The 23823-nt window shown below is 38.0% G+C and carries 26 protein-coding genes, 1 pseudogene and 1 riboswitch; of the genes and pseudogenes, 23 read left to right on the top strand and 4 right to left on the bottom strand.

The features are described from left to right. Positions 1 to 457 precede the first annotated feature (457 nt). The 3 genes and pseudogenes from ACQKOF_RS06995 to ACQKOF_RS06985 all read left to right on the top strand — a co-directional run. A complete protein-coding gene (locus ACQKOF_RS06995; protein ID WP_427554902.1) occupies positions 458 to 580 on the top strand; it encodes a hypothetical protein in 123 nt (40 codons plus the stop codon). A gap of 370 nt (positions 581 to 950) precedes the next feature. Beyond that, positions 951 to 1217 carry a MafI family immunity protein gene (locus ACQKOF_RS06990; protein WP_427554901.1) on the top strand — a complete coding sequence of 89 codons (267 nt, stop codon included), beginning with the start codon at positions 951 to 953 and terminating at the stop codon, positions 1215 to 1217. A 579-nt stretch (positions 1218 to 1796) separates the two neighbouring features. Next, positions 1797 to 2075 (top strand): annotated as a pseudogene (locus tag ACQKOF_RS06985) (transposase); the annotation flags it as partial. Positions 2076 to 2283: 208 nt separating this feature from the next. On the opposite strand, the gene ACQKOF_RS06980 reads toward ACQKOF_RS06985, so the two are convergent. After that, on the bottom strand, positions 2284 to 2517 hold the full coding sequence (locus ACQKOF_RS06980) for a helix-turn-helix transcriptional regulator (RefSeq protein WP_427555112.1): 234 nt from the start codon (positions 2515 to 2517) through the stop codon (positions 2284 to 2286). Between the two features lie 519 nt (positions 2518 to 3036). Between ACQKOF_RS06980 and ACQKOF_RS06975 the strand changes: the two genes are divergently transcribed. Next, entirely contained in the window at positions 3037 to 3402 is a 366-nt protein-coding gene (locus tag ACQKOF_RS06975) for a hypothetical protein (protein WP_427554899.1), read from the top strand. Positions 3403 to 3632: 230 nt separating this feature from the next. On the opposite strand, the gene ACQKOF_RS06970 is transcribed toward ACQKOF_RS06975, so the two are convergent. Together ACQKOF_RS06970 and ACQKOF_RS06965 are read right to left on the bottom strand one after the other, a co-directional pair. Then, positions 3633 to 3860 (bottom strand): hypothetical protein, encoded by a 228-nt coding sequence (locus ACQKOF_RS06970; protein WP_427555110.1) that lies wholly within the window; start codon positions 3858 to 3860, stop codon positions 3633 to 3635. A gap of 47 nt (positions 3861 to 3907) precedes the next feature. Next, positions 3908 to 4102, bottom strand: a complete 195-nt coding sequence (locus ACQKOF_RS06965; protein ID WP_427554897.1) for a hypothetical protein — start codon at positions 4100 to 4102, stop codon at positions 3908 to 3910. Positions 4103 to 4323: 221 nt separating this feature from the next. On the opposite strand from ACQKOF_RS06965, the gene ACQKOF_RS06960 reads away from it, so the two are divergent. From ACQKOF_RS06960 to ACQKOF_RS06950, 3 genes are all read left to right on the top strand, one after another. After that, the gene (locus ACQKOF_RS06960; RefSeq protein WP_093274033.1) at positions 4324 to 4761 is read left to right on the top strand and encodes a VOC family protein; all 438 of its coding nucleotides are present in this window, start codon (positions 4324 to 4326) and stop codon (positions 4759 to 4761) included. 289 nt (positions 4762 to 5050) lie between these two features. Then, positions 5051 to 5632 (top strand): alpha/beta fold hydrolase, encoded by a 582-nt coding sequence (locus tag ACQKOF_RS06955; RefSeq protein ID WP_427554895.1) that lies wholly within the window; start codon positions 5051 to 5053, stop codon positions 5630 to 5632. A gap of 383 nt (positions 5633 to 6015) precedes the next feature. After that, entirely contained in the window at positions 6016 to 6597 is a 582-nt protein-coding gene (locus tag ACQKOF_RS06950; RefSeq protein WP_427554893.1) for a DUF7010 family protein, read from the top strand. Positions 6598 to 6749: 152 nt separating this feature from the next. Here the strand turns inward: ACQKOF_RS06950 and ACQKOF_RS06945 are convergent, their stop codons facing one another. Further along, the gene (locus tag ACQKOF_RS06945; protein WP_427554891.1) at positions 6750 to 7703 is read right to left on the bottom strand and encodes a TRM11 family SAM-dependent methyltransferase; all 954 of its coding nucleotides are present in this window, start codon (positions 7701 to 7703) and stop codon (positions 6750 to 6752) included. Positions 7704 to 9173: 1470 nt separating this feature from the next. Between ACQKOF_RS06945 and ACQKOF_RS06940 the strand changes: the two genes are divergently transcribed. The 16 genes from ACQKOF_RS06940 (at position 9174) to ACQKOF_RS06865 (ending at position 23783) form a co-directional block, all read left to right on the top strand. Continuing rightward, the gene (locus ACQKOF_RS06940) at positions 9174 to 10532 is read left to right on the top strand and encodes an aspartate kinase (protein ID WP_427554889.1); all 1359 of its coding nucleotides are present in this window, start codon (positions 9174 to 9176) and stop codon (positions 10530 to 10532) included. A gap of 238 nt (positions 10533 to 10770) precedes the next feature. Continuing rightward, a complete protein-coding gene (locus ACQKOF_RS06935) occupies positions 10771 to 10953 on the top strand; it encodes a hypothetical protein (protein ID WP_427554887.1) in 183 nt (60 codons plus the stop codon). A 355-nt stretch (positions 10954 to 11308) separates the two neighbouring features. Continuing rightward, positions 11309 to 12421, top strand: a complete 1113-nt coding sequence (locus tag ACQKOF_RS06930) for an RNA-guided endonuclease InsQ/TnpB family protein (RefSeq protein ID WP_427554885.1) — start codon at positions 11309 to 11311, stop codon at positions 12419 to 12421. A gap of 187 nt (positions 12422 to 12608) precedes the next feature. Then, the gene (locus ACQKOF_RS06925; protein WP_427554883.1) at positions 12609 to 13292 is read left to right on the top strand and encodes an adenosylcobinamide amidohydrolase; all 684 of its coding nucleotides are present in this window, start codon (positions 12609 to 12611) and stop codon (positions 13290 to 13292) included. Beyond that, positions 13289 to 14245 (top strand): adenosylcobinamide-phosphate synthase CbiB, encoded by a 957-nt coding sequence (gene cbiB / locus ACQKOF_RS06920; protein ID WP_427554881.1) that lies wholly within the window; start codon positions 13289 to 13291, stop codon positions 14243 to 14245. The genes ACQKOF_RS06925 and cbiB overlap by 4 nt, the downstream gene beginning before the upstream one ends. Further along, positions 14232 to 15311 carry a pyridoxal phosphate-dependent aminotransferase gene (locus ACQKOF_RS06915; protein WP_427554879.1) on the top strand — a complete coding sequence of 360 codons (1080 nt, stop codon included), beginning with the start codon at positions 14232 to 14234 and terminating at the stop codon, positions 15309 to 15311. Before cbiB ends, ACQKOF_RS06915 begins: the two co-directional genes overlap by 14 nt. Positions 15312 to 15322: 11 nt before the next feature. Continuing rightward, positions 15323 to 15931, top strand: coding sequence for a histidine phosphatase family protein (locus tag ACQKOF_RS06910; RefSeq protein ID WP_427554877.1), 609 nt, complete (start codon positions 15323 to 15325; stop codon positions 15929 to 15931). A 12-nt stretch (positions 15932 to 15943) separates the two neighbouring features. Beyond that, complete coding sequence (locus tag ACQKOF_RS06905; RefSeq protein WP_427554875.1) at positions 15944 to 16519, top strand: bifunctional adenosylcobinamide kinase/adenosylcobinamide-phosphate guanylyltransferase; 576 nt, start codon at positions 15944 to 15946, stop codon at positions 16517 to 16519. 39 nt (positions 16520 to 16558) lie between these two features. Beyond that, positions 16559 to 17335 carry an adenosylcobinamide-GDP ribazoletransferase gene (gene cobS, locus ACQKOF_RS06900; protein ID WP_427554873.1) on the top strand — a complete coding sequence of 259 codons (777 nt, stop codon included), beginning with the start codon at positions 16559 to 16561 and terminating at the stop codon, positions 17333 to 17335. Next, positions 17308 to 17907 carry a histidine phosphatase family protein gene (locus ACQKOF_RS06895; protein ID WP_427554871.1) on the top strand — a complete coding sequence of 200 codons (600 nt, stop codon included), beginning with the start codon at positions 17308 to 17310 and terminating at the stop codon, positions 17905 to 17907. Before cobS ends, ACQKOF_RS06895 begins: the two co-directional genes overlap by 28 nt. Next, entirely contained in the window at positions 17904 to 18248 is a 345-nt protein-coding gene (locus ACQKOF_RS06890; protein WP_427554869.1) for a bifunctional adenosylcobinamide kinase/adenosylcobinamide-phosphate guanylyltransferase, read from the top strand. The genes ACQKOF_RS06895 and ACQKOF_RS06890 overlap by 4 nt, the downstream gene beginning before the upstream one ends. A 366-nt stretch (positions 18249 to 18614) precedes the next feature. After that, entirely contained in the window at positions 18615 to 19109 is a 495-nt protein-coding gene (locus ACQKOF_RS06885) for an ECF transporter S component (RefSeq protein WP_427554867.1), read from the top strand. Continuing rightward, a complete protein-coding gene (locus ACQKOF_RS06880; protein ID WP_427554865.1) occupies positions 19106 to 19789 on the top strand; it encodes a hypothetical protein in 684 nt (227 codons plus the stop codon). The genes ACQKOF_RS06885 and ACQKOF_RS06880 overlap by 4 nt, the downstream gene beginning before the upstream one ends. A 110-nt stretch (positions 19790 to 19899) precedes the next feature. Next, a riboswitch (cobalamin riboswitch) is annotated at positions 19900 to 20087 on the top strand. 159 nt (positions 20088 to 20246) lie between these two features. After that, the gene (locus ACQKOF_RS06875) at positions 20247 to 22460 is read left to right on the top strand and encodes a ribonucleoside-diphosphate reductase subunit alpha (RefSeq protein WP_427554863.1); all 2214 of its coding nucleotides are present in this window, start codon (positions 20247 to 20249) and stop codon (positions 22458 to 22460) included. A gap of 12 nt (positions 22461 to 22472) precedes the next feature. After that, positions 22473 to 23513, top strand: a complete 1041-nt coding sequence (locus ACQKOF_RS06870) for a ribonucleotide-diphosphate reductase subunit beta (RefSeq protein ID WP_427554861.1) — start codon at positions 22473 to 22475, stop codon at positions 23511 to 23513. A 138-nt stretch (positions 23514 to 23651) separates the two neighbouring features. Further along, positions 23652 to 23783 carry a hypothetical protein gene (locus tag ACQKOF_RS06865; protein WP_427554859.1) on the top strand — a complete coding sequence of 44 codons (132 nt, stop codon included), beginning with the start codon at positions 23652 to 23654 and terminating at the stop codon, positions 23781 to 23783. Positions 23784 to 23823 lie beyond the last annotated feature (40 nt).

Genomic DNA, 23823 nt, shown 5'->3' with positions numbered 1-23823 from the left:
AAGTAAATTTAACTAGCTGTTTTCAGAAAGATCGTTGTTCAATAAGGTGAAAAATAAAAACAGGGTTGAATTCTACAATTTGTAGAACTCAATCCTGTTTTTTAAAAAGGCTGTCTTCTAAAAGATTGTTGCTATTAAAACATAAAGACATATTAAATCTACAAAATGTGTAGAGAATGAACTCTGTCTTTTTGTTTTGATATTTCGCAAACCGAATTTTTAACTAAAGCACTCAGTTAGTTTAAATATGATTTCTCATAAATTCTTGGATATTTGTAATAAGTAGTGGATTACCTTATTTATTATTTTCTTCATATTGTTCATTAGTTTGCTGTAGCGTATAAAGAAGCTGCGGCTTTTTCTTTTTCAATCGCCATGGATTATTTGAAACCTTTTCCATTTTCATCCGTAAATTAATTACAACAGTTTTCCTTTATTATTATTTGGAGGTAATTAAATGAACTCTTTTGCACTTATGGCCTCTTCTTTTGCAAGTCTATCATTTGCCTTTGCGGTCTCAGCTGATTCTAAAATCAAAAAGTTAGAAAAACGTATTGAAGAACTTGAAAGAAATAAGTAATTTTTAATAAATAATAATTTAATAAATAACCAATTCAAAGGGGGTGCCTAAATGAAAGATATTTTCAAAGGGATTCTAGCAGTAATCTTAGCCTTAGCTATATGGGATGGAATTAAATACATATGGAATTTTTTTGTTTAAACACTGAGAAAACAGCCAATCTTTGGTTGTTTTTCTGTTTGAATAAATGTTTTCAATCTTCTGCTGCATAATATCTTTCAGATATTCATTCAACATAACGATGAAACCACTGAATCTACTTAAAAAGCATCTGAATAAAGGTGCTTTTTGTTTTTTCTTAATGCTTCAACTATGAAATAGTTAGATTTTTGACAAGCTGAAATAAGCATTTGCTCTACCCGATTTTCAAATGCCAAGTTTTTATGTATCACAAGCCAACGATACCAGTAGAGGTACTATCCAAATAATACGTACTAGATTACCACAAAAAGACCGTATTACTGTATTAGAATATTTAGAACATAGAGAGTGGGGAGTGGCATTAGAACACCTATGTGCAACCATTTGTGAAGAAAATATTCTTATTTCAGAGAATGTTGTTCACCTGATTAAAGACATTTCACAACAAATGGATATTTGGGATGAGATTAAGGAACAAATTAAAGATTTTATTTAATCATTATTCAAGTAACAAGTGCTTTACTTCAATATGGTCCACTACTTTTCACCAATCCCTAAATCTATTATAGAAACGAAGCAAGATGTAAAATCAAAAAGAGGCTGGAACATAACTAAATGGTTCCTTCATAAAGCCGAATAATCTCTAAATTAACAAAACACGATAAATAGAAAAACCGAACTATTTCGAAACACTTCATGAGCGTTGCATTGGATAGTTCGGTATTTTTATTGGCTGAAACACTTTTGTCCCAGCCTTCTTATTTTTTTCTAAACAGTGTATCTCCAAGAGGGATTCCAACCACAACAACCAAAACCGTTAGAATTACCAGGGCTTTAAAAATAAAATACGCAACTTGATCGAACATCGTATCTCTCCTTCTTTTCTTAATAATTCCTACCTTATATTCTGTAATTATCCAACTCCTATTGAAGAGTCAAACTAAACTAATAAAGCACGAAATCATTTGTGCTTTTAATAATATAGTTTACTTCATTACAACGTATGTATGCAGTCGTCACTTTTTATATTTTGTGATCTTCAACAATATGGCGCGATTGTTTAATAAACTTTGTTGTTCATTCATCTGGAAAGTTCACAGCGACGATGAATCGGATAACCAAACGAGGTTCCAGCAGACTAAGACACAGTTTGTATCTAGCTGTTTTATGTGGAATAAGAAGTTCCAGAAATAAAAAGCTCAAAGAGTTCTACGACAAGAAACGCTTAGAAGGAAAGCCTTCAAAAGTGGCGATTGTCGCCTGTATTAATAAGCTTCTTCACTGGATTTATGCTTTACTAAAGAGGAAAAAATATTTCCTAGATATATCTTGGAGGGATCTTTTAACTACTTAAAGAAAAAACTTCCATAGTTTAACTGGAGGATTTTTTATGTTTGAGAGAAAGATATTGACAACTTATTTGCTGGTTTAGTTGGAGAAGATAGCAAAACCATAAGCAACAATCTTTTGGTTAAATTGTATATATTAGATGTAAAGAAATCTTTATTTTTGGAAGTGCAGGAAGGATGATTTTAATTTTAGAGGCTTGGAATCATTTTGCTTTAGGAGTTAATAAATATGGTTAAAAATAATATCAAATTTTTTAGAAATGAAGCTGGATTAACAAAAGAACAATTTGCTAAAATGAAAATATTCTCTACATTATTGTTTAAAAATTCAGAAATTTTAAGAGCCAACTCTAAACTAGGATTGTAATGGTGATTTTCTATAGCAATAACTGTTTGTCTTGTTATTCTAGTTTCTTGGAGGAGAAGGAGTCTAGTGCAGTCTAACAGAAAAAAAACGGTAAGTATTTGGTTGTGCGTTGCGACTTTAGTTGTAATTAATTTGTTTGTTGCTCTATTTGAACACCCATACTCATACGGGACTATACCTATGAGTTTAATTTTGCTTTTGGGAGTTATCCGATATAACAATGGAAAAAGAGAACGAGATAATTGAAGACGAACGCACAATTCAAAATAGGAATAGGTACAATCAAATTTTACTTTTCTGGTCTATCATCATTGTATTAGCTGTTCTAGCTATACTACTTCTAAATGGCATTCTACACATTTGTAGTTGAAGTTAACTAATAAACATTATATTGCCCCTTGTTCAACTAACGAGTGCGTTAATTAAAGATCATTAAGTTGCATAGGCAGCTCTTTTTTAACGAAGCATTTAGCTAAACAAGTTATAAAATGAAAAGAATAAAATAATTAGGCTGTTTTCTCAAAGATTGTTGCTATTGTAATAAAGGACAATCAAAATGAATAAGGGATAACACGTACTTATTTTGGAGGACGAACGGATTGATAACCAAAGCTGAAATAATAGAACAACCATATTCGGGACAATTCAAAGAGAGAATTTACGACATTTCAAATCCGTGGAATTCACAAGACTGGACTTGGATTAAATTTGAAGATGAGAATTATAATGAATGGTGCGGTCAATTTAGAGGGGCACAACAAGCAGTTGCATTATCTAGTAAGCATAATAAGATTCTAGTTGCTACTTTTGATTATCTATTTCAAATTGATTGTGCAAGTGGCAAAGTAACTGAATATGAGTCAATAAACACATATCAAGATTTAACAATAACACCCTTTGGAGATTTCATCATTGCTGATTATTACAATATTGAAATAATAAGGGGAACAATTAGCGATAGATAACTCTTAGATCTTCCGATACAAATGGATACGATTAAATTTAATGGATGGTCAGAAAATAAGTATCTATTAGTTGTGAGGAACTGGGAATCGTGGACAGTAAAGTAGAGTTAGAACTTGACGTAACGACATTTGAAATAAATATTCTTTCTAGGATTTACAAATAATAAAAGCCATAGTGTAATCTACAAGTTGCCTATCCTCTGGTTTTCTGCTGTGTTGAACCCTATTCTTTATAGAAGCAACAATCTTTGAGAAAACAGCCAATAATTAAAAAAGCATTCAGGGAACAGTTCACCCTTGAATGCTTTTTCACTTCTTTTATTTAGAGTGGATTTCCTGTACACGTCCAATCTGTCCATCTGTGTAAGCCTGACTTTAATTCCGTGGGGAAGGGTGCTCGATTTGGTAAAAATATCTTTCTCTGGTAATTTTCCCTTTTTTGATCCTTTTTTAACAATATCAACAGCTTTGCCTGGTAATATGTCTTCCCGATATTGTCCGTAAATTAGACACCCATTTTTCTATGGGTATTGCTTGTTTTTTTCGTTTGCTGGCTTTTCATTTTTTTTGTTGAAAGGTCGGCTTTCTTTTTTCCTTTATTAGAAGAGGAATGGTTCTTTTTGTTTTCAAGCTGCTGTTTCACTGCCTCTTGCAGGCTGATTTTTTTTGGGGGTACTTCAGAATGATTTTTCTCGGTCATAGGGAATGCTCCTTTTTGAATATGATAGTTAGTCTAGTATAATCTATTTTTTATCATTTGTGAAACTTTCCACTTTAACTTACAACAAGTGAAGACGCTTTTTTACTAAGAAGCAGGATTGTTGAAGAAGGATATTTTCTGTCTTAAGCGAATTAGAATTTTAACCAAACTTTACACGAATATAGGTATTGAAAATAACGGGAACATGGGAGGTACGAGATATGAAGATCAATAGAATAGATCATGTGAGTATAAACGTAAATGATCTTTCAGAGGCTAAAGCGTTTTTTCTTGATTTAGGACTTGAAGTGCAAGCGGAATGGGAATTGGATGGAGAACAGTTAGACAGAATAGTTGGGCTTAATGATGTTAAAACGGCATGTGTAGGATTGGGGATGCCAGATGGTCAGGCATGGATAGAGCTAGTCAAATTTTATACTCCGTCAGATGAAAAAGATATTCAGCAACCTTTTGCAAATACGCTGGGGATCCGACATATTTGCTTTGCTGTAGAAGATATTGAAGCTATTGTTGCGAAGTTGAAAAAGAAGGGCACGGAAATCTTTAGTGAGATACAGCAGTATGAAGAAAGTTATAAGTTATGTTATGTTCGCGGTCCAGAGGGAATTATTTTGGAGTTGGCGGAGAAAATCAGATAAATATTGGGACTTTAAATGATTTAAATTTCCAACTTTAAAGATTTCTTCTTAAACTATCGGGGGCTTTAGTTGAAAAGGATTACAAAAATAATCAAACTTTTTTATAAAAATCTCATACTAAGTTAAAAAGATAAACCCCATTTTGATCAATCATTTTTCAAAATGTAGTTTGTTTAAATTAGCGATTAAATAAAATGCATTTTTTAATCAATAATGATTCTAAAGCTACATCGATAGATTAAATAAGGCTTGATAACTACTTTATCATCTGATTTCAAATACTGTTTTAATGACAGAATTATGGGATCAAGTGGCTGCTGTATTAGGAGAAAAATACCGCTTTTTAACTTTAGATCAACGCGGTCACGGTGGGAGTGCGAGAACTATTACTTACAATTTTGAACTGGTGTGCGAAGATTTGCTTCATTTTGCAGATGCGATGAATTTAGGACGGTTTACGCTAGTTGGTCATTCCATGGGAGGAACAGTATCCTATCTTTTCTCGGAATCATTTCCTTCAAGGATAGAACGGTTGATTGTTGAAGACACACCACCACCTTTTCAGAATAAGCCGATTGAAATTCCTTCTAAACCTTCTGATTCCCTACCGTTTGATTGGCAGGTTGTACCTTCGATTCTACAGCAACTCAATGAACCTAATCCTGAATGGTGGGCGCGTCTTACTGACATTATCATGCCGACTCTTATTATAGGGGGTGGGTCCAGTCATATTCCACAAAACAAACTGCAGGAAGTTGCTGAGCTTATTCCGAATTGCGAATTGGTGACGATAGAGGATGCGGGACACTTTGTGCATGATACTAATTTGCCGGACTACTTAGCTGCCGTAAAAAATTTTCTTGATTCATGAACTGTCGAGCGATTCATTTTTTTATAAAAATCAAACTTAAATCAGCTGAAGAAGCATCCATTTTGAACAATCTTTTTTCAAAGTGGATTCTTTTTATTTTATTGAAAAATGCGGCTTGCGAGGGTGTTTTTGATCAAACTTTATTTCAAAGCAACACTAAGGGGTTTCAGATGGAGAATTTCTATTAGTGTCGCGATGTGTTACCAGTAAGACGATGGTTTTTGATTTCTTCTGATATAAACTACAACCGTATGGAATGTACAATGTATTAACTCCAGAAATAATGAATATTATTATTATCTTTACTATGGTGAAATTTTCCGTAATGGTGAGACAGTGTCTTTTAACCTTTTAGAATGAATGAAATTGAAAGAGGAGGGTTCATGATATGTCGCAAAACATCATTCCTAGAGCTGCTGTGCGCGGGAATTGGAATTAGAGGACTGCAGGGCTGGGGATTTCTCTGGCTGTTGATCTTATCCCTATTGATTGGTGTAATATTGCTTATTGGAGGAATCGTATTGATAATGAATTCAAAAAGGTTATCAAACGAGATGGTGGAAGGGGATTCCAAGCGTTGGAAACGAAAGAATATGTGGTTCGGTATTATTTTCGGTTTAGAAGGCGTATTGATAGCCATCGCTGCCGCAATTTGTGAATCTACCAATCATTTGGATTTGTTTGTCCCTGTTATGGCTCTTATTGTCGGTGCTCATTTCTTTCCCCTAGCGCAGCTTTTCCAGGTGAAAATCTATTATATTTCAGGTTCACTTCTTTGTCTGTTTTCGGCAATCGCGCTATTTACTTTCCCTATAAGAGTTACCTGGGGTAATTATCAAATTATGGTATGGTGGACGACTGTTGGTTTTAGCTCAGCTCTGATAATGTGGGGGACCGGGGTGGCAGTTTGGATTACAGGACATAGACTGCTGAACAAAGCTGTGAATGGATCCAAAGAGGCTTAGGTATTTTTAATAAAACTAACAAAAAGAGACCTAAATAGTAGTCCAGGTCTCTGTTTTATGTAGCTGATTTTTTTAGAATTGATATTCAGCTAATGGCTGCTACGTACTCCCAAAACTATCGGACATAAGGATAGTTTTGGGAGTACGTGTTATTATTCACATAATAGAATTTGACGTAAAAACATTTGCTTTTTAGCGACGCATCGATCTGATATAACAAAACCTGCATCTTCTATCATGTCATCAATTGTTTCAATTGTAACGACAACAACCTTATCGGCAATCCGGCGAGCATGTTTTATAATATCAAATTGGTCTTCTGGTGATGAATGCGTAAATAAGTTATAAGGTAAATCAATTATGGCGACATCATAGTGTTCTTTTACTTCTGAGATTGGACCTAATGTAATTTTGCCTGTTAATCCAAAATAAGCGATATTTTCTCGAGAACCTTTGCAAACATTGTAATTAATATCTCGTCCTTCAATATTAATTCCCATGGAAAGGGCTTCAATTATTACTGTGCCTATACCACAACAAGGGTCGATTGCACGAATAGTTTGAGGCTGGGGAACTGCGATATTCGCAACAGCACGAGCTACTCTAGTACTTAGTGCCGTTGAATAACTGTTTGGTTTGTGTAAATGTTTACACCAAATGGATTCACTCTTCATATACTTTCCAAAATACCATATTCCATCTATTAACATAAGACCAAATACAATGTCAGGAAGATGTAGGTCAGGTTCTCCCTCAATGCACAATCCTATCTCACGTTCTAACAATCGACGCTCTGACTGAGGGATTTTCTTCGTTTCACCTATATCCATATTATTTAAACAAACCACTTTATAAGTTGCTTCATTTACTTTTAAATTCTTGACCAATGTCTTGATGTTCTCTATGCTGTTTTCTTCATATAGCACTTCAAGTCTCTCTTGTATAAAAGGGCTACGGCTTGGATCAATTTTAATATTGCTGATTATATAGTTTGATTGGGAATCAAGACTAAAAAATGAACGCATCTCCATTCTACATAGATCGTATTCGTCAACATGATGTACATATGTGTATATAAATTTACTTTTATTTTGTTCGTTACTCAATTGATTACCATCCTTTAATATTGTTGTTCGCTTTTTCCACTAAAGAGTTAATAATAGGGATCATCACCATAACGTGGGGTTGATTTCCGTTCCGACTAGGCGCTTTGCCGCTGACGCTTCGCTTTCGCGCAGAGAAGAGCTTCCTGGGGCGTCCGATGAGCCGCTTCGCTGCAGGGTCTCATCTGTGACGCTAATCCCCAAGGAGTCGCCTAGTCTCCACTCCGATCAACGTTTTAACAAATATCCACAACTTTTGGTGATGAGCAAATAAAAAGATATATGAGAGAAAAACTAACGTTTATTTTCAACGTAAAGTATGAACTACCCGCCACCTACAGACTCCACGACTTATTGTTGCTTTTATTAGCCAGCGAAAACTGACTGAGCTATCCATCTCTTTTAATAATAGAATAACACATAAAGAATGCAGTCGGAGTGATCTCTATAATGGAAATTGCCCGACTGAGTGACCAACATCATGCTGCTGTCGCTACGTTAGCACTACGCTTTCGCGCAAAAAACATCTGTTGGCCCAAAGCCTCCGGCGGATTAAAGAGCAATTAAGCTTGAGATAAAAACTAGGTTTCACTCAGAATGTGAGCCTAGTTTTTTGTGATTTATAAGACTATCCTCGTGAGGCAGAGGGCAAAGAATCGCTCAGGTCCAAGAGAAATCTGATCGGGTCACCCGAAAAACTGCTCAGATTCCAACGAATACAGCCCTCCACAACATAAAAGTGGAAACCTACGCAACTCAAAGCAATCCCCGCCTAAAACAGATAAAAAATCAAAAAAGAATAGCTTGACATCATTCTAAATAGCACAAACATCACATCTTTTTCAGCATATCATAATGGGGAAAGCGTTTTCTTCAATTAATATAGAAGAAAGGCACTACAATTTAATCAAATATGCTGAAAACCACTTGCTAATTTAAGTAAGCACAAAAGGGTTCTTGTATGATGTACACTTCATTACTTGTTTTATTACGACACTTAAAAGAGAAGGGTATAAAACCTTGATTGGCTAATCAGTTTGGGATAGTCATTCCGAAGAATTTCGACTTGTTGTAATAATGGATTCACATCCTGCTGTTAAGTGCTACATCTTATCTTTATACAAGCAAAATTGTTCATATTGATAGCCACATTTATATTCGTAAAGACGTGATTCGGTTTGTCATGTCAGATCTAGCATTAAAAAATTCTGTAAATTTGATGATTTCAGCTAGTTCAGACAAATATTTGTACGAATATAGGAATTCTGCGAAAAAATTTTGCAAAAACCTTAACTATTTCATACGAAATCCGTATAATAAATCAAACAGTGTGAAAATTGTCCATTTTCTATCGATTAATTGCGTGAATTTTTTAAATTGTATTGACGTGGGGGACGATAATTTGTACACTGTGTACATTCAATTGTTTTTTGGAGGAATACATTTAATTAAAAAAGTTAGGATTTGATGGTTATGATCGTATGTAAATTTGGTGGAACATCTGTAGCAAGCGCAGAACAAATTCAAAAAGTAGCAAACATTGTAAAATCTAATCCGGCACGTAAAATCGTAGCCGTTTCTGCACCTGGGAAGCGTTCTGGTGACGATATAAAGGTAACTGATTTATTAATTAATTTAGCAATGGCAGCATTAAAAAATGAAGATATTGAAGAAGAATTGCAAATCGTTGTGAATCGCTTTATGGCGATTGCGGATGGTTTGGAGTTAGATTATACAATTTGTAATGTAATCGCTGAAGATTTACGTGAACGTGTACAAGGTGATCAATCGAATAAGGAATTATTTATCGATAGCATCAAAGCGGCAGGGGAAGACAATAACGCGAAGCTAATCGCTACTTATTTTAATTCAATCGGTATGCCGGCGCGCTATGTAAGCCCAAAAGATGGTTTGGTCGTCAATGATTTACCTGAACGCACGTATGCTTTACCAGAGGCTTATGCAAATTTAGCGCCTCTAAAATATACCAAGGAAATTATTGTATTCCCAGGTTTCTTTGGTTACACTAAAGCGGGCATACTGCGTACATTTGACCGTGGAGGCTCTGATATTACAGGCTCTATTTTAGCAGCTGCTGTTGAAGCAGAGCTTTATGAAAACTTTACGGATGTGGATTGTGTGTTTTCCGCGAATCCGAAAGTTGTGAATGATCCAGTGGAAATTAAAGAAATTACGTATCGCGAAATGCGCGAATTATCCTATGCAGGTTTTTCCGTTTTCCATGATGAAGCGTTAATGCCTGTTTACAAGATTGGGGTGCCCGTTAACATAAAAAATACAAATAATCCATCAGCCCCTGGTACTCGTATCGTACCAAGACGCTCTGTAACAGGACGCCCGGTTACAGGTATCTCAGCAGACAGTGGCTTTTCAACTTTATATGTGTCAAAATATTTGATGAATAGGGAAGTAGGCTTTGGACGTAAACTTCTACAAATTTTAGAAGATGAAAATATTTCATATGAACATACACCGTCTGGTTTAGACGATATTTCAGTCATTATGCGTTCAAATCAAATAACACTAGAAAATGAAGAACGAATTCTTTCTCGTGTGAAAAATGAGTTAAATGCGGATGATGTGCAAATGCGTCATGGTTTTTCTATGATTGTTATTGTAGGCGAAGGCATGCGTAATAACACAGGTCTAGCAGCACGTGCTGCAACTGCGATTTCAAAAACAGGTGCAAATATAGAGATGATTAATCAAGGTTCATCTGAAGTTAGTCTAGTATTCGGTGTGCTACAAGAATTTGAAAATCAAATTTTACAAGCACTTTATGGGGAATTTTTTGCACATGTGAGAGTGTAAGGAAATAAAGCTTAATCGGTGGGGATTCTTCATCCCCACTGAACGGGCAGTTAATGTCCTACCTAATTTCTTTGCCTTTCGCTAAATGTTGGGTAGAAATCTTGGTACCTGACTCTTAGCTTTTGGTACAGATAAATGACTGCCCGTTTACGACGCTAATCCTTGAACTGGATTAGTGTTTTCTTTTTGATGGGAATACGGTAAAATCAAGGGCGTACATTGATTGGAGGTCTTTCTGTTGAAAAAATTATCGATTGGTATGTTTCTATCAATGATTGGCATACTATTTGTTTGTTTAACGATCATGGATATATTACCGTCCTCGACAAAAACGATGAAAATTGTCTATATCGGTATCGGCTGGGTGTTTATCATTGTGGGATCCATTATTCGTTTTAAAACCTTAAAACAAAAGCAATAACGGAATATTTCTCGAAATTGGATTGTGATAAAATACGGATTTGTGATACAATTTCAAAAAAATAAATAATTTGAGTATTATGAAGTTGTGATGCTGTACAAAATTCAAAATGTTTATATTTGGGATAGACTTAATTTAACTTCCCTCTAAAAGAAGTTTCGCACTTCTAAGCGTGAATGTGTGACTGCACCAGTTAAAGCGGGAGATGAACTTCGGTTAGATGTAGCCTAAAGTTGTCTCTTTTTTTGCCATGATATAATCAGATTGGATAGATGAAAGATTGTTATATCCCCGAAATATCAAAATTCATTAATGCTTATAATAGAAGATAAGGCATGAAGTGAGGTGATTTGATATGGCAAACAAAGCCTATAAGTTTCGTCTGTATCCAACGCAAGAACAAGAGAAACTTCTTGCGAAAACTTTCGGTTGTGTTCGTTTTGTCTACAACAAAATGCTTTCGGAGCGAGAAGAAATGTATGAGCAGTTCAAGGACGACAAAGAAGCTTTAAAGAGTCAAAAATTCCCGACTCCTGCTAAATATAAAAAAGAGTTTGAATGGCTTAAAGAAGTAGACAGCCTTGCCTTGGCAAACGCTCAACTGAATTTGCAGCATGCATACAACAATTTCTTTTCTGGTCGTGCCAAATTTCCGAAGTTCAAAAATCGTAAGGCAAAACAATCCTTCACAACCAATATGGTAAACGGAAACATTATGCTTTTGGATGGCTCTATCAAATTACCGAAACTAAAACTTGTAAAAATAAAGCAACATCGGGAGATTCCGACCCATCATATCATCAAGTCTTGTACGGTATCTCGAACTAAAACGGGAAAATATTATGTTTCTATTCTTACCGAATATGAACATCAATATATACAAAAAGAAGTACAAGATGTTGTTGGGTTAGATTTTTCCATGAATGGCTTATTTGTAGATAGCGAAGAAGGTAAGACAGCCAATTACCCTCGTTTCTATCGGCAAGCCTTGGAAAAATTAGCGAAGGAACAACGTATTCTATCACGCAAAAAGAATGATTCTAATCGTTGGCACAAACAGCGTCTTAAAGTAGCGAAGTTACATGAAAAAATCGCCAACCAACGGAAAGACTTTCTGCATAAGGAATCGCATAAAGTAGCAAAAAGCTATGATTGCGTGGTGATCGAAGATCTCAACATGAAGGGGATGTCACAAGCCCTCCATTTTGGTAAAAGCGTTGCAGATAATGCATGGGGCATGTTCACAACTTTTCTTAGGTATAAGTTAGAGGAGCAAGGGAAAAAGTTGATCAAAATAGACAGATGGTTTCCTTCTTCTAAAACTTGTTCCAATTGTGGTCAAGTAAAGGAGTCCCTATCACTTTCTGAGCGTACGTTCCACTGTGATTGTGGGTTTGTAGCAGACAGGGACTGGAATGCCGCTATCAACATTAAGCATGATGGATTGCGCTTATTATCCTTAGCGTAGCAAAAGAACTCTTGAACAAGAGGGATAGCTCGGTCAGTTTTCGTTGGCTACTAAAAGAAGCGATTAGTCGAGAAGCCCCCACTTCAAAAACTGTTAGGTTTTAAGTGGTGGGTAGTTCACGAATGAACAGTACAAATTCTTCTTTGTAAGAATTTGTTTTTTTATTTTCTGAATAGGAGGCGAGATCATGCCAGTACTACGTAAGGATGATATTCATATTTCCGACCATTATGTTGCCGTCCAAACAGATTCGCCGATGAAGGTCGTATCCTCAGCAGTACATAATCCGGGCTTTGGCTTTTATACACATTTGATGAATCGTTCAGTGCCCTATACGTATGATGAACGAAAACCACAGCTAGAATTACAACGATTTTTACAGTCTGAGGGCTTTCCTATTGATAATACGGTGGCGATGATGACGGCTGTCTATGCCCGGTATGCAACAATTCGTGAGTTTGCATATGAAGGAATTCATCTTGTCATAATGATTACGGCTGGGCTTGGCAATGCTGTCGATATTACGCGTGCCTTCCATCGTCAGGAACAGTATCATGCTGGGACTATTAATACGTGGGTACTAATAAATGGGAGATTGTCGGATGAGGCTTTATTTCAGGCAATGATTTCTACGACAGAGGCAAAGGTCAAGGCACTTATGGATGAGGGCATAACAGATCCAACAACGGGTACACAAGCTACAGGTACTTCAACAGATAGCTTGTTGATTGCCTCAACAGAGGAAGGTGACTACCATCAATATGCAGGACCGATTACGATGCTAGGAAAAGTTATTGGCCACGGTGTTTATGAAACGATGCGTGAGGCCATTCAAAAATATAAAAAAGATAAAGAGGAGAATCCTATATGATGGCACTGATGATTGCCTGTATCATCGGGCTTGTTTTTGATTTAATAGTAGGGGACCCTCCTAAAATGCCTCATCCAGTACGCTGGATTGGAAAGCTCATTCAATCTCAAACAGAATTATGGAATAAAGGAAGAATGAGAAAATTCCGTGGCATGGTGATGGCGCTCGCTGTAGTTGGTACAACGATGTTTGTTGTGACAGCCATTATGCTACTAAGCTATCAGGTTAGCCTACTATTTGGCATCTTGGTTGAGGGCTTATTAATTGGGATTGGACTAGCACAACGTAGCTTGAAGGAAGCGGCGATGGCTGTCTACGAACCGCTCGTCAAAGGCGACTTTGCTGAAGCTCGCGTGAAGCTTTCTTGGATTGTCGGACGTGATACGAAGAAGCTTGACGAGGATGAGATAGTTCGTGGTGTTGTGGAAACGGTCTCAGAAAACACGAGTGATGGGGTAACAGCTCCTTTATTTTATGCCTTCTTATTTGGCGCGATAGGGTTGTGGGGCTATAAGGCTGTCAATACGTTAGACTCTATGATTGGCTATAAAAACGAGAAATATAAAGATTTTGGTATGTTTGCTGCCAAGCTAGACGATGTACTCAATTTTATACCAAGTCGATTAACTGGCCTATTGATGGTACTAGGTACGAAAAATGAAACAAACGTATCTCTCGGTAAGCGCTTAAAACGTTGGGCACAGGATGCGAAAAAACATCCAAGTCCTAATAGTGGTTATTTAGAAGCAGCGACAGCTGTTCAATTGGGGGTACAGCTTGGTGGAAAAAATACATATCAGGGTGTCGTATCATATCGAGCAATAATGGGCGAGAAATTAGTTCCATTAACAAAAGAGCATATTGCAACGTCTGTGATTCATATGCGTATTGCGACCTTGCTCTTTACGCTTGTTATGTTAGCAGTGGAGGTGTTAATTTTTGCAATTACCTAATCACGGAGCAAATCCGCAAAATGTTTATCATCAGCTAGGACTTAATATGCCCGAAGAGGTGTATGATTTTAGCGAAAATGTTAATTCGGCAGGGCCACCCCCGTTTGTTGAGGCGCGTTGGCGGACATTTTATCCGCTTATTCAACGTTATCCAGATCCGGACGGTGAGCCGTTTTTATCAAAGGTGTCAGTTTTTCATGATGTTCAGAAAGATTCTATATTATTAGGCAATGGTGCATCGGAGCTTTTTAGTGTTCTTGTGAGACGCTACGCCAATAAGCGTGTTATTATCGTACATCCAACTTTTTCAGAATATGAACGAACATTAACAGCAGTAGGCGCTGAAATTGTGCCGATTATTGTCGAGGATATTGTCCACTACACATTGCCGATGGAGCATCTAAAGCGTGAAATGGTGAACGCAGATGCTTTATATATTTGTACACCGAACAATCCGACAGGGGTGCTTCCAAAGAAAGAGGAGCTTCTCGAATTAATCTCTCACGGTGCAAAGGTCAGTTGTGAGCTTGTCATTGATGAGGCATTTATTGACTGGGTAGATGAAGCCTGTTCATTGATCCAATATGTGGCAGAAAATCCTCGTTTGATTATCGTTCGTTCGATGACAAAAATGTATGCGATTCCAGGATTACGCTTAGGCTATTTAGTGGCGAGCCCAATAGTTGTTGCTGATCTAAAGTCTATCCTACCGCATTGGAACTTGAATGCCTTTGCCCTTATTATAGGTACAGGCTGTTTAGATGAACATGTATATTGTGAGCAAGCTATTGCCTATGCTAAAAATCAACGGGAAGCGCTGCAGAGCTATTTACAAGAAAATGGTTGTCAGGTGACGAATAGTGTAACGAATTATGTATGTTTTGCATTACCGAAAAATCAGCAAGCAGATACATTTTTTACATACTGTTTATCAAAGGGCGTCGTGCTGCGCCATACAAAAAACTTTATGGGCTTAAATGGTGAATGGTTCCGTATTGGAATTAAGGATATTGCAGCCATGACATATTTACAGAATTGTTTGCAAGAGTGGTTTAACGCAAATTAGGGGTGAGAAAGTTGACAACTTTTTATTTAGTGAGACATGGTGAAACGATGTGGAATAAAGAGCATCGACTACAGGGATGGTTAAATTCGCCATTATCTGAAAATGGTATTTTACATGCAGAAAAACTTCGAGATCATTTGGAGAATGTCTCGTTTACAGCGGCATTTAGCAGTTCAAGTGGCCGTGCTAAGGAAACGATGCATATTCTTCTAGGTAATCGACAGCTTCCAATCTATTATGAGGATAATTTACGGGAGATTTTTTTAGGAGATTGGCAAGGGAAAACCGTTGAAGACATTATGACTACGCATCGCCTTGACTATGAATTATATACCGATTATCCTGGACAATTCGTCGCAACCCACACGGAAAGCTTTGGTACGGTAACAGAACGAGCCATGTTTACGTTAAAGAAAATTGCAGAAAAATATCCCGAGAATAATGTTTTAATTGTGTCCCATGCTGTAACGATTAAATGCATCATTAACGCCATTTTAGAGCGCAGCATCAATCAGCTGTGGGCAAAACCATTTATTAATGGTACAAGTGTCACGATTATTGAACAAGTCGAGCAACGATGGCTCGTGAAAGATATTGGGAACATTCAACATTTACAATAGGAGGCGTAACTAATGCCACTGATTTTCATTACAGGGGGAGTACGCAGTGGTAAATCCCACTTTGCTGAAAAAGCGGCTGTTACTCACTATCAAACAGAGTTTAACCAAGCGCGACGACTTATTTATATTGCTTCTGGAGTAGCGTTGGACCATGAGATGGAGAAGCGAATAGTGCGTCATCAGGCAGACAGACGTGCACAAAATATTGAATGGCTGACGATAGAAGCACCTTATGACATAGCAAATACATTACATAAACTGACCGATGGAGATATTGTGTTATGGGACTGTGTTACGACTTGGCTGACAAATGCTTTTTACGAAAGTTTTGACACGGGAACTCCCTGTGTGGAACAACCAGGCTGTTTAGAGCAAAAGCTTGATGTTTTAAAAAAGGCGGTAGGGACGTTACTTGAGAAAAGGGTGACGTTTTTTATCGTCTCAAACGAATTATTCGATGAACCTCCATATTCTAGCGAGGAAGTGGAATTATACCGACAAACGCTTGGGAAATTACATCAATGGTTCGTTTCTATAGCGGATGAGGCGTATGAAATAAATTATGGTGTCGTAAAGAAATGGAAATAATGAATGACGCTTTGAAAATAAAAAGAAGGAGGCAAGACGATGAAAAATTTCTGGCATAGCATACAACTTGCGTTTCAATTTTTTACAGTTTTGCCGGTACATAAAGAAATTCCTTTAACTAAATCAACTATTACAGGGATGTTCGCCTTTTTGCCGTGGATAGGGGCTCTCATGGGCACCGCAGTGGCAACGGTGATTTATAGTTTAACAGAATGGACGGCAAGCAGTGAGATCTTGCTTTCTTTTGTGATTGTTGGACTATTTGCCTTTTTTACTGGTGGTTTACATTTAGACGGTTTTATTGATATGGGGGATGCTTATTTTTCATATCGGGACCGTGAAAAGCGGCTTGAAATTTTAGATGATCCACGTGTTGGTGCATTTGGTGTGCTTTCTGTGCTATTTTTAGTGTTTGGTAAATTTGTCATACTGCATGAGCTATTCGTACAGCATAAGTTAGCGCTGTGGATGCTTGTGTTTATTCCGTTACTAACACGAGTAGGCATGAGCTTTTATTTTATGTCGCTCAAGTGTTCAAAAGAAAAAGGGCTAGCCTACTTTTTTAAAACACATATTAAGCCAGGATTACTTATTTGCTTTATGCTTTTAACACTAGTTGTAGCTTATAGCAGTTTGTTGTTTGTCATAGGCTTCACCATTGTTCCATTCGTGTTGATGGCTGTATTAGCGATTGCCTTTTTAGTCTTTCGTCAATTTACAGTGCGCAACTTTGGTGGCGTTTCTGGAGATTTACTTGGTGCATCAATTGAAGGAATGGAGGTTGTACTGTGGGTGACGTTGTTATTGTGCACTTAATGAGACATGCACCAACTAAGGAAAATTTGGAGAAGCGTTATATCGGCTGGACAGATTCTTCATTAGCGGATGCATCTTTGCTGGCTATTGTAGATCAAGATGTCACGAAGGTGTATGGTAGTGATTTGCTGCGTTGTAGGGAAACAGCTGCCCATTATTTTCCGAATGCAATATACGTGTCTGATAGGAGATTTCGAGAGTCGAACTTCGGTGAATTTGAAGGGCGCACATATGAGGACTTAAAATCAGATAGTCGTTATTGTGCATGGTTAGATGATCCCGTTCAGTCACCACCTCCAAAGGGGGAAGGCTTTGATGCTTTTTGTGCACGTGTCATTGCTGGGTTCACTGCACTACCAAAAGGCGAAGATGTTTATCATCTCGTTGTCCATGGTGGAGTGATTCGAGCACTTCTTGTAGAATTTGCACCGACTGAGCAATCTTTTTGGTCGTATCAATCACCGCATGATAAAATGTTTTCTTTAACGTTTACAAGAAAGGCTTGGGAGGAGGGAGCGAGATGCATGTCTTTATCGGAGGCGCCTATAGTGGAAAAACCGACTATGTCATGAAATTGCTTGTGGGGCAAAAAGTTGAAATTGTAGATGGCTATCTACCTGTCGGCACCCCAGCCGGTGATGTACTAGTTATTAAAAACTTAGAGAAGTGGCTCGTGACACAAGATCTTGAGGATGATGAACCCCTTGTCAAAACCATTTTGACAAGACTAAAGACTCTTGAAGAAAATTGTGCGCTATATATAATAGTGACCGATATGGGGCGTGGAGTTGTGCCGATGGAAAAACAGGCACGATTGTTACGTGATACATGTGGGCGTTTGTACCAGGCATTATTTGCTGAAGCCGAACAAGTCGTACGCATTTGGTACGGTATCGGGGAACAAATCAAATGATATAGATTTGAAAAATTTAGAATGCTTTTCATAAAAAATGTTGGGGATGACGATTGTTAAAACGTATGCTATATATATTAAGTTGATTGGAGTGAAGGCTGGGAGACTCCTTGGGGATCAGCATCTCATCGGACGCCCCCAGGAAGCTTTGCTCTGCGCGAAAGCGAAGCGTCAGCGACAATGTTTTATCTGTGCGAAAGCGAAGCGACAGCAACAATGTTTTATCTGTGCGAAAGCGAAGCGACAGCAACAATGTTTTATCTGTGCGAAAGCGAAGCGACAGCAACAAAGCACCCAGTCGGAACGGCAATCAACCACACGTTATAATGAGCTAATCACTAAATATAAAAGGAAAGAGGAAATGGAATGGATCGACAAAAATTGATGAAGTTGACGCTTACAGCTATGGTAGCGGCAATTTGTGCAGTGGGTGCAGTCATTAAAATTCCAACATTTATTTCAACTGCAGCGCTTGACTCTGCACCTGCATTGTTGAGCGTTGTATTTTTATCTCCAGTATTAGCTGGGGTTGCGGGAGTCATTGGGCATTTTATCTCAGCCTTAACTACTGGCTTCCCTCTAGGACCACTACATATTATTATCGCAGTGGAAATGTTTATTGTTGTATGGGTCTTTGGGGTTATGCATAAAAAAGGAATGCATTTCTGGAAATGGCCTGTGGCATTTATATTAAATGGCGTAGTGGCACCCTTACCATTTTACTTTATCATTAGTCCGGCATTTTACTGGGCGTCACTGACTAGCCTTCCATTGGCAACACTCATAAATCTGGTGATCGTTGCAATTGCAATGCCAATTCTCTCTAAGGTGTTTGAGCGTAAGGAAGGTCGAGTACATTGAGAAATGCAATAAAAATAGGTGAGCTGATTGCTACAACAGATAATGCCGCAGCAATTGGTGAAAAACCACAAGATGTTGTGTCTGCTCCAGATCAACTAACGGCATACTTCACTGCACGTGTTACTTTTTTAGAGCAGCTTGCTGCAAATGCTTTACCAAGCCATATTTTACTCGCTAATTTTTCAGGGGATACTGCATGGTCTCGTTATGTTGCAGGCATTCAGCAGGTTTTTGATGAAGCTGATCTTAGTTGTCCACAAATAGGCGGTAGTACAGAGTCCAATATGCCGACTCTACAATCAGGTTTGTCTATAACGATGCTAGGTGAGCAGCAAAAACGCACAGCAACTATGCATGAGCAGCTTAGTTGGTACACCTATGGACTACCGCTTGTAGGCAATGAAATCCTTGCACAACCTGAAGATGTCGCACAGCTGCAACCAATTTTTCAGGCGTGGAAAGAGGAAATAGTGCAGCAAGTATGGCCAGTTGGGTCAAAAGGTTTACAGGCAGAATTTACCCGGCTTTTTGGCGAGCAACAAGTTAAAAGTTCGTTAGATGTTGAGAAATCGGCTGGTCCATGTGCAGTAGTTATGCTAGGAATACAGCCAGAAAAAGAGCAGCTAGCACAAAAAAAATTTCCTAGAAATTTTGAAAAACTACGTAAAACTGCATTGTAATTGGGCTTGCTTCGAGAAAATGAAGCACTTTAAAAATTTTAAAGTGCAAAACGCCTATTGCAACAATAAACACAATATGTTAGATTTGTTTAGGAGTTAAAACACAATATATAGTGTTTTGGACGAGCGGTACCAATATGGTTTAAAAGGGAATTCGGAAAAAGAGTCATCTTAGGCCGAAGCTGTCCCCGCAACTGTAAGTGCTGACAAATGATGAATAGGCCACTGTAAAGAACGGGAAGGTCGTCATTTGGAGGAAGCATGAGCCAGGAGACCTGCCGAGATGTTCAAGACAGCAACACATTCTTCGGGGATTGAGAAGTGGAGGCGAGAGATTTGTTCACTTCTTTGTGTGCATGTCCTTCATTTCCATTTCCGATTTTACAGCGATCACGTAACCGATAAATGTTGCGTGATCGCTTTTTGTGTTGCTGAAGGAAAGGGAGAGAATGTATACATGACAATTCATATCGAACAGCAAATGACTAAGCTCAAGAAAAGTTACACGGAGGATGAACTCGAAAGTTTTGTAAGGTTATCGGATCGATGGCTACGAAAAAACGACAATGCCACATTTGAAGCATGGGCAGATGCGATGATTTTACAAACGCTTAGCCTCATTGATGAGGAGGAGCCATACTGGACATTTGTCGCAGCTCAAATTTATTTAGAAAAACTATATGATCAATTTGCAATGCGCCGTGGAGTTTCAGTGAAGGATGTTTATAAAGTTTTCCCAGAACAATTAGCACACTATACAGAAGCTGGTTTGTATCATGAAAGTTTAACAACAAAGTATAGTGAGCAGGAGCTTCAGGAACTCGCTTCTTTTTTAGAATCAAGTCGAGATGAGTTGTTTACGTATATTGGTTTAAAAACATTAATGGACCGCTATGTAGTCCGTGATTACACGAAAACACCAGTGGAGCTACCGCAGGAACGATGGATGGTCATTGCGATGACCCTGATGCAGGATGAAACAGAAAATCGTTTAGAAAAAGTACGTGAATCTTATTGGGCGATGAGTAATTTATATATGACTGTTGCCACACCAACATTATCGAATGCAGGTAAAACACATGGACAGCTATCTAGCTGCTTTATCGATACAGTAGATGATAGTTTACAAAGTATTTATGACACGAATACAGATGTCGCAACATTATCGAAGTACGGCGGTGGCATTGGAGTTTATATGGGCAAAATTCGTAGCCGAGGCTCATCTATTAAAGGCTTTAAAGGTGCATCAAGTGGCGTTTTACCATGGATTAAACAACTTAATAATACGGCGGTTTCAGTCGATCAACTAGGTCAACGACAAGGTGCTATTGCTGTTTATTTAGATATTTGGCATAAAGACGTCTTTACGTTTTTAGATCTACGCTTAAACAATGGGGATGAGCGTCTGCGTGCCCATGATATTTTCACAGGGCTGTGCTTACCGGATTTATTTATGGAAACTGTTGAGGAACGTGGGGAGTGGCATTTATTTGACCCACACGAAGTGCGAGAAATCATGGGCTACTCACTAGAGGATTTCTACGATGAGAAAAAGGGTGAAGGCTCTTTCCGTACTAAATATGAGGAATGTATCGCGAATCCTTTGTTAAGTCGTGAAGTCGTACCAGCCATTGATATTATGAAGCGTATTATGCGTTCACAACTTGAAACGGGCGTACCGTTTATGTTCTATCGAGATGAAGTTAATCGCATGAATCCGAATAAGCATGAAGGGATGATTTACAGTTCGAACCTGTGCACAGAAATATTCCAAAATATGTCGGCTACTGAGTTTGAGTCTATTACCCTTGAAGATGATGTAATCGTAACACGTCGCAAGCCTGGAGATTTCGTTGTATGTAACTTATCATCTATCAATTTAGGCCGAGCAGTTCCGGCTGGCGTTCTAGAACGATTGATCCCAGTTCAAGTACGTATGTTAGATAACGTTATTGCTCTAAATACAATTCCAGTAAAACAAGCAGAGCGTACGAACTTACGTTACCGTGGTATTGGGCTTGGCACATTTGGCTGGCACCATTTATTAGCTTTGAAAGAAATTCAATGGGAGTCTGAGGAAGCTGTAGAATTTGCGGACAAGCTATATGAGGAAATTGCCTATTTAACGATTCGTGCTTCTAACGATTTGGCATGTGAAAAAGGAGCCTACCCATTATTTGAAGGCTCAGATTGGCATACTGGTGCGTATTTTGACAAACGTGGCTATGACAGTCATAAGTGGAATGCATTACGCGCCGCTGTTGCTGAAAAAGGTATGCGTAACGGCTATGTAATGGCAGTTGCACCTAACTCATCAACATCCATTTTAGCGGGCAGTACAGCTACGATTGATCCGATCTTCCAGAAGAGTTATTCAGAGGAGAAGAAGGATTACAAAATTCCAGTAACAGTACCAGATCTATCACCTGTGACGACTTGGTATTATAAATCTGCTTATTTCATCGATCAAAATTGGACAATCAAGCAAAATGCTGCACGAGCACGTCATATCGACCAAGGCATTTCACTGAATTTATATGTTCAAAATACGATTAAGGCGAAAGATTTACTAGAATTGCATATGAATGCTTGGGCGAGCGGTGTGAAAACGACTTATTATGTGCGCTCAACGTCTGTAGAATTGCTAGAATGTGAGTCTTGCGCGAGCTAGGAGGAAGTAACAATGACAACTATTACAAAACGACAAATTATGGATAAGGATGCACCGAACCGTTCAACAGGAATCGTGAACGGACGCTCTTCTAACATTTTAAACTGGGATGATGTCCGTTTTAGCTGGGCTTATCCAAAGTATAAAAAAATGCTAGGTAACTTCTGGACACCGTTTGAAATTAATATGAGCAATGATGTGAAGCAGTTTCCAGGTCTATCATTAGATGAACAGGAATCCTTTTTAAAAATCATTGGCTTACTGGCACTATTAGACAGTGTACAAACAGATTTTGCGGGGAAAGTAGCCGATTATTTAACAGATTCAAGTTTGAATGCACTCATGATTATTTTAGCGCAACAAGAGGTAATCCATAATCACTCTTATTCCTATGTGCTATCAAGTATTGTGAACAAAGACGAACAGGATCGTACGTTTGACTTTTGGCGTACAGAGCCAGTGCTAGAGCGACGTAATGATTTCGTTATTAAGGGCTACCAAGCATTTTCAGAGGAGCCAACTGTTGAAAATATGCTAGAAGCGATTGTTTATGATGTGATTTTAGAAGGTTTATTCTTCTATTCTGGCTTCGCGTTCTTCTATCATTTAGCACGTAATCAAAAAATGGTGGCCACGTCAACGATGATTAATTATATTAATCGCGATGAGCAGCTACATGTGGATTTATTTGTGAAAATTTATCAGGAGCTATTAGAGGAATATCCTGAATATGATACACCTGAACGAGCAGCTCGTGTACAAGAAATCTTCCGTGAAGCCGTTCAGCTAGAAATCGATTGGGCCAATGAAGTAATTGGCGATAAAGTTGCTGGCCTCGATGTGGAAGATGTGCATGATTATGTACATTTCTATGCCAATGTACGCTGTAATCAGCTTGGCGTAGAGCGTCCATTTGAAGGCTATCGCAAAAATCCATTGAAGTGGATTAAAGCGTATGAGGATGTTGACTTAGGAAAAACAGATTTCTTCGAGCAGCGTTCTCGCCAGTATGTAAAGGTTAATGTAGAAGATAACGGCTTTGATGATTTGTAAGAAGGAACCACGTGAGCGAAAAGCTTGCGTGGTTTTTTTAGTTAAGGCAAAACTAAGTTGATATTGACGAATCGTATACTTTTGTATACACTTGTATGCGAAGAAGGTGAATTACAAAACAAGAAAGAAGTTTTCGATATGCTGAAGGTTGGAATAAAAAGCATGATGGTAGTAAAGGCGTTAAAGGTTGATTACCATGCTACAAACAATATCAAGATATTACGTGTCTCGAAAAACTTCATCGCAATTGGGAATGATTTTCAGTTATAATAAAGAGCGAATCTGATTTAAATGGAACGGAGACGAAAGA

The organism is Lysinibacillus sp. NPDC093190, from assembly GCF_050280425.1.
Lineage (GTDB): Bacteria > Bacillota > Bacilli > Bacillales_A > Planococcaceae > Lysinibacillus.
Note: the sequence above shows the minus strand (reverse complement) of the source record. Positions and strands in the feature narration are given on the sequence as shown.

Bases quoted from the DNA above. Each gene is read 5' to 3' on its own strand.
- ACQKOF_RS06875 (WP_427554863.1), top strand. From the start codon at position 20,247: ATGACAATTCATATCGAACAGCAAATGACTAAGCTCAAGAAAAGTTAC.
- ACQKOF_RS06925 (WP_427554883.1), top strand. From the start codon at position 12,609: ATGCCAGTACTACGTAAGGATGATATTCATATTTCCGACCATTATGTT.
- ACQKOF_RS06885 (WP_427554867.1), top strand. From the start codon at position 18,615: ATGGATCGACAAAAATTGATGAAGTTGACGCTTACAGCTATGGTAGCG.
- ACQKOF_RS06865 (WP_427554859.1), top strand. From the start codon at position 23,652: ATGCTGAAGGTTGGAATAAAAAGCATGATGGTAGTAAAGGCGTTAAAG.
- ACQKOF_RS06955 (WP_427554895.1), top strand. From the start codon at position 5,051: ATGACAGAATTATGGGATCAAGTGGCTGCTGTATTAGGAGAAAAATAC.
- ACQKOF_RS06965 (WP_427554897.1), bottom strand. From the start codon at position 4,102: ATGACCGAGAAAAATCATTCTGAAGTACCCCCAAAAAAAATCAGCCTG.
- ACQKOF_RS06930 (WP_427554885.1), top strand. From the start codon at position 11,309: ATGGCAAACAAAGCCTATAAGTTTCGTCTGTATCCAACGCAAGAACAA.
- cobS (WP_427554873.1), top strand. From the start codon at position 16,559: ATGAAAAATTTCTGGCATAGCATACAACTTGCGTTTCAATTTTTTACA.
- ACQKOF_RS06870 (WP_427554861.1), top strand. From the start codon at position 22,473: ATGACAACTATTACAAAACGACAAATTATGGATAAGGATGCACCGAAC.
- ACQKOF_RS06995 (WP_427554902.1), top strand. From the start codon at position 458: ATGAACTCTTTTGCACTTATGGCCTCTTCTTTTGCAAGTCTATCATTT.
- cbiB (WP_427554881.1), top strand. From the start codon at position 13,289: ATGATGGCACTGATGATTGCCTGTATCATCGGGCTTGTTTTTGATTTA.
- ACQKOF_RS06990 (WP_427554901.1), top strand. From the start codon at position 951: ATGCCAAGTTTTTATGTATCACAAGCCAACGATACCAGTAGAGGTACT.
- ACQKOF_RS06940 (WP_427554889.1), top strand. From the start codon at position 9,174: ATGATCGTATGTAAATTTGGTGGAACATCTGTAGCAAGCGCAGAACAA.
- ACQKOF_RS06890 (WP_427554869.1), top strand. From the start codon at position 17,904: ATGAAATTGCTTGTGGGGCAAAAAGTTGAAATTGTAGATGGCTATCTA.
- ACQKOF_RS06960 (WP_093274033.1), top strand. From the start codon at position 4,324: ATGAAGATCAATAGAATAGATCATGTGAGTATAAACGTAAATGATCTT.
- ACQKOF_RS06950 (WP_427554893.1), top strand. From the start codon at position 6,016: ATGATATGTCGCAAAACATCATTCCTAGAGCTGCTGTGCGCGGGAATT.
- ACQKOF_RS06905 (WP_427554875.1), top strand. From the start codon at position 15,944: ATGCCACTGATTTTCATTACAGGGGGAGTACGCAGTGGTAAATCCCAC.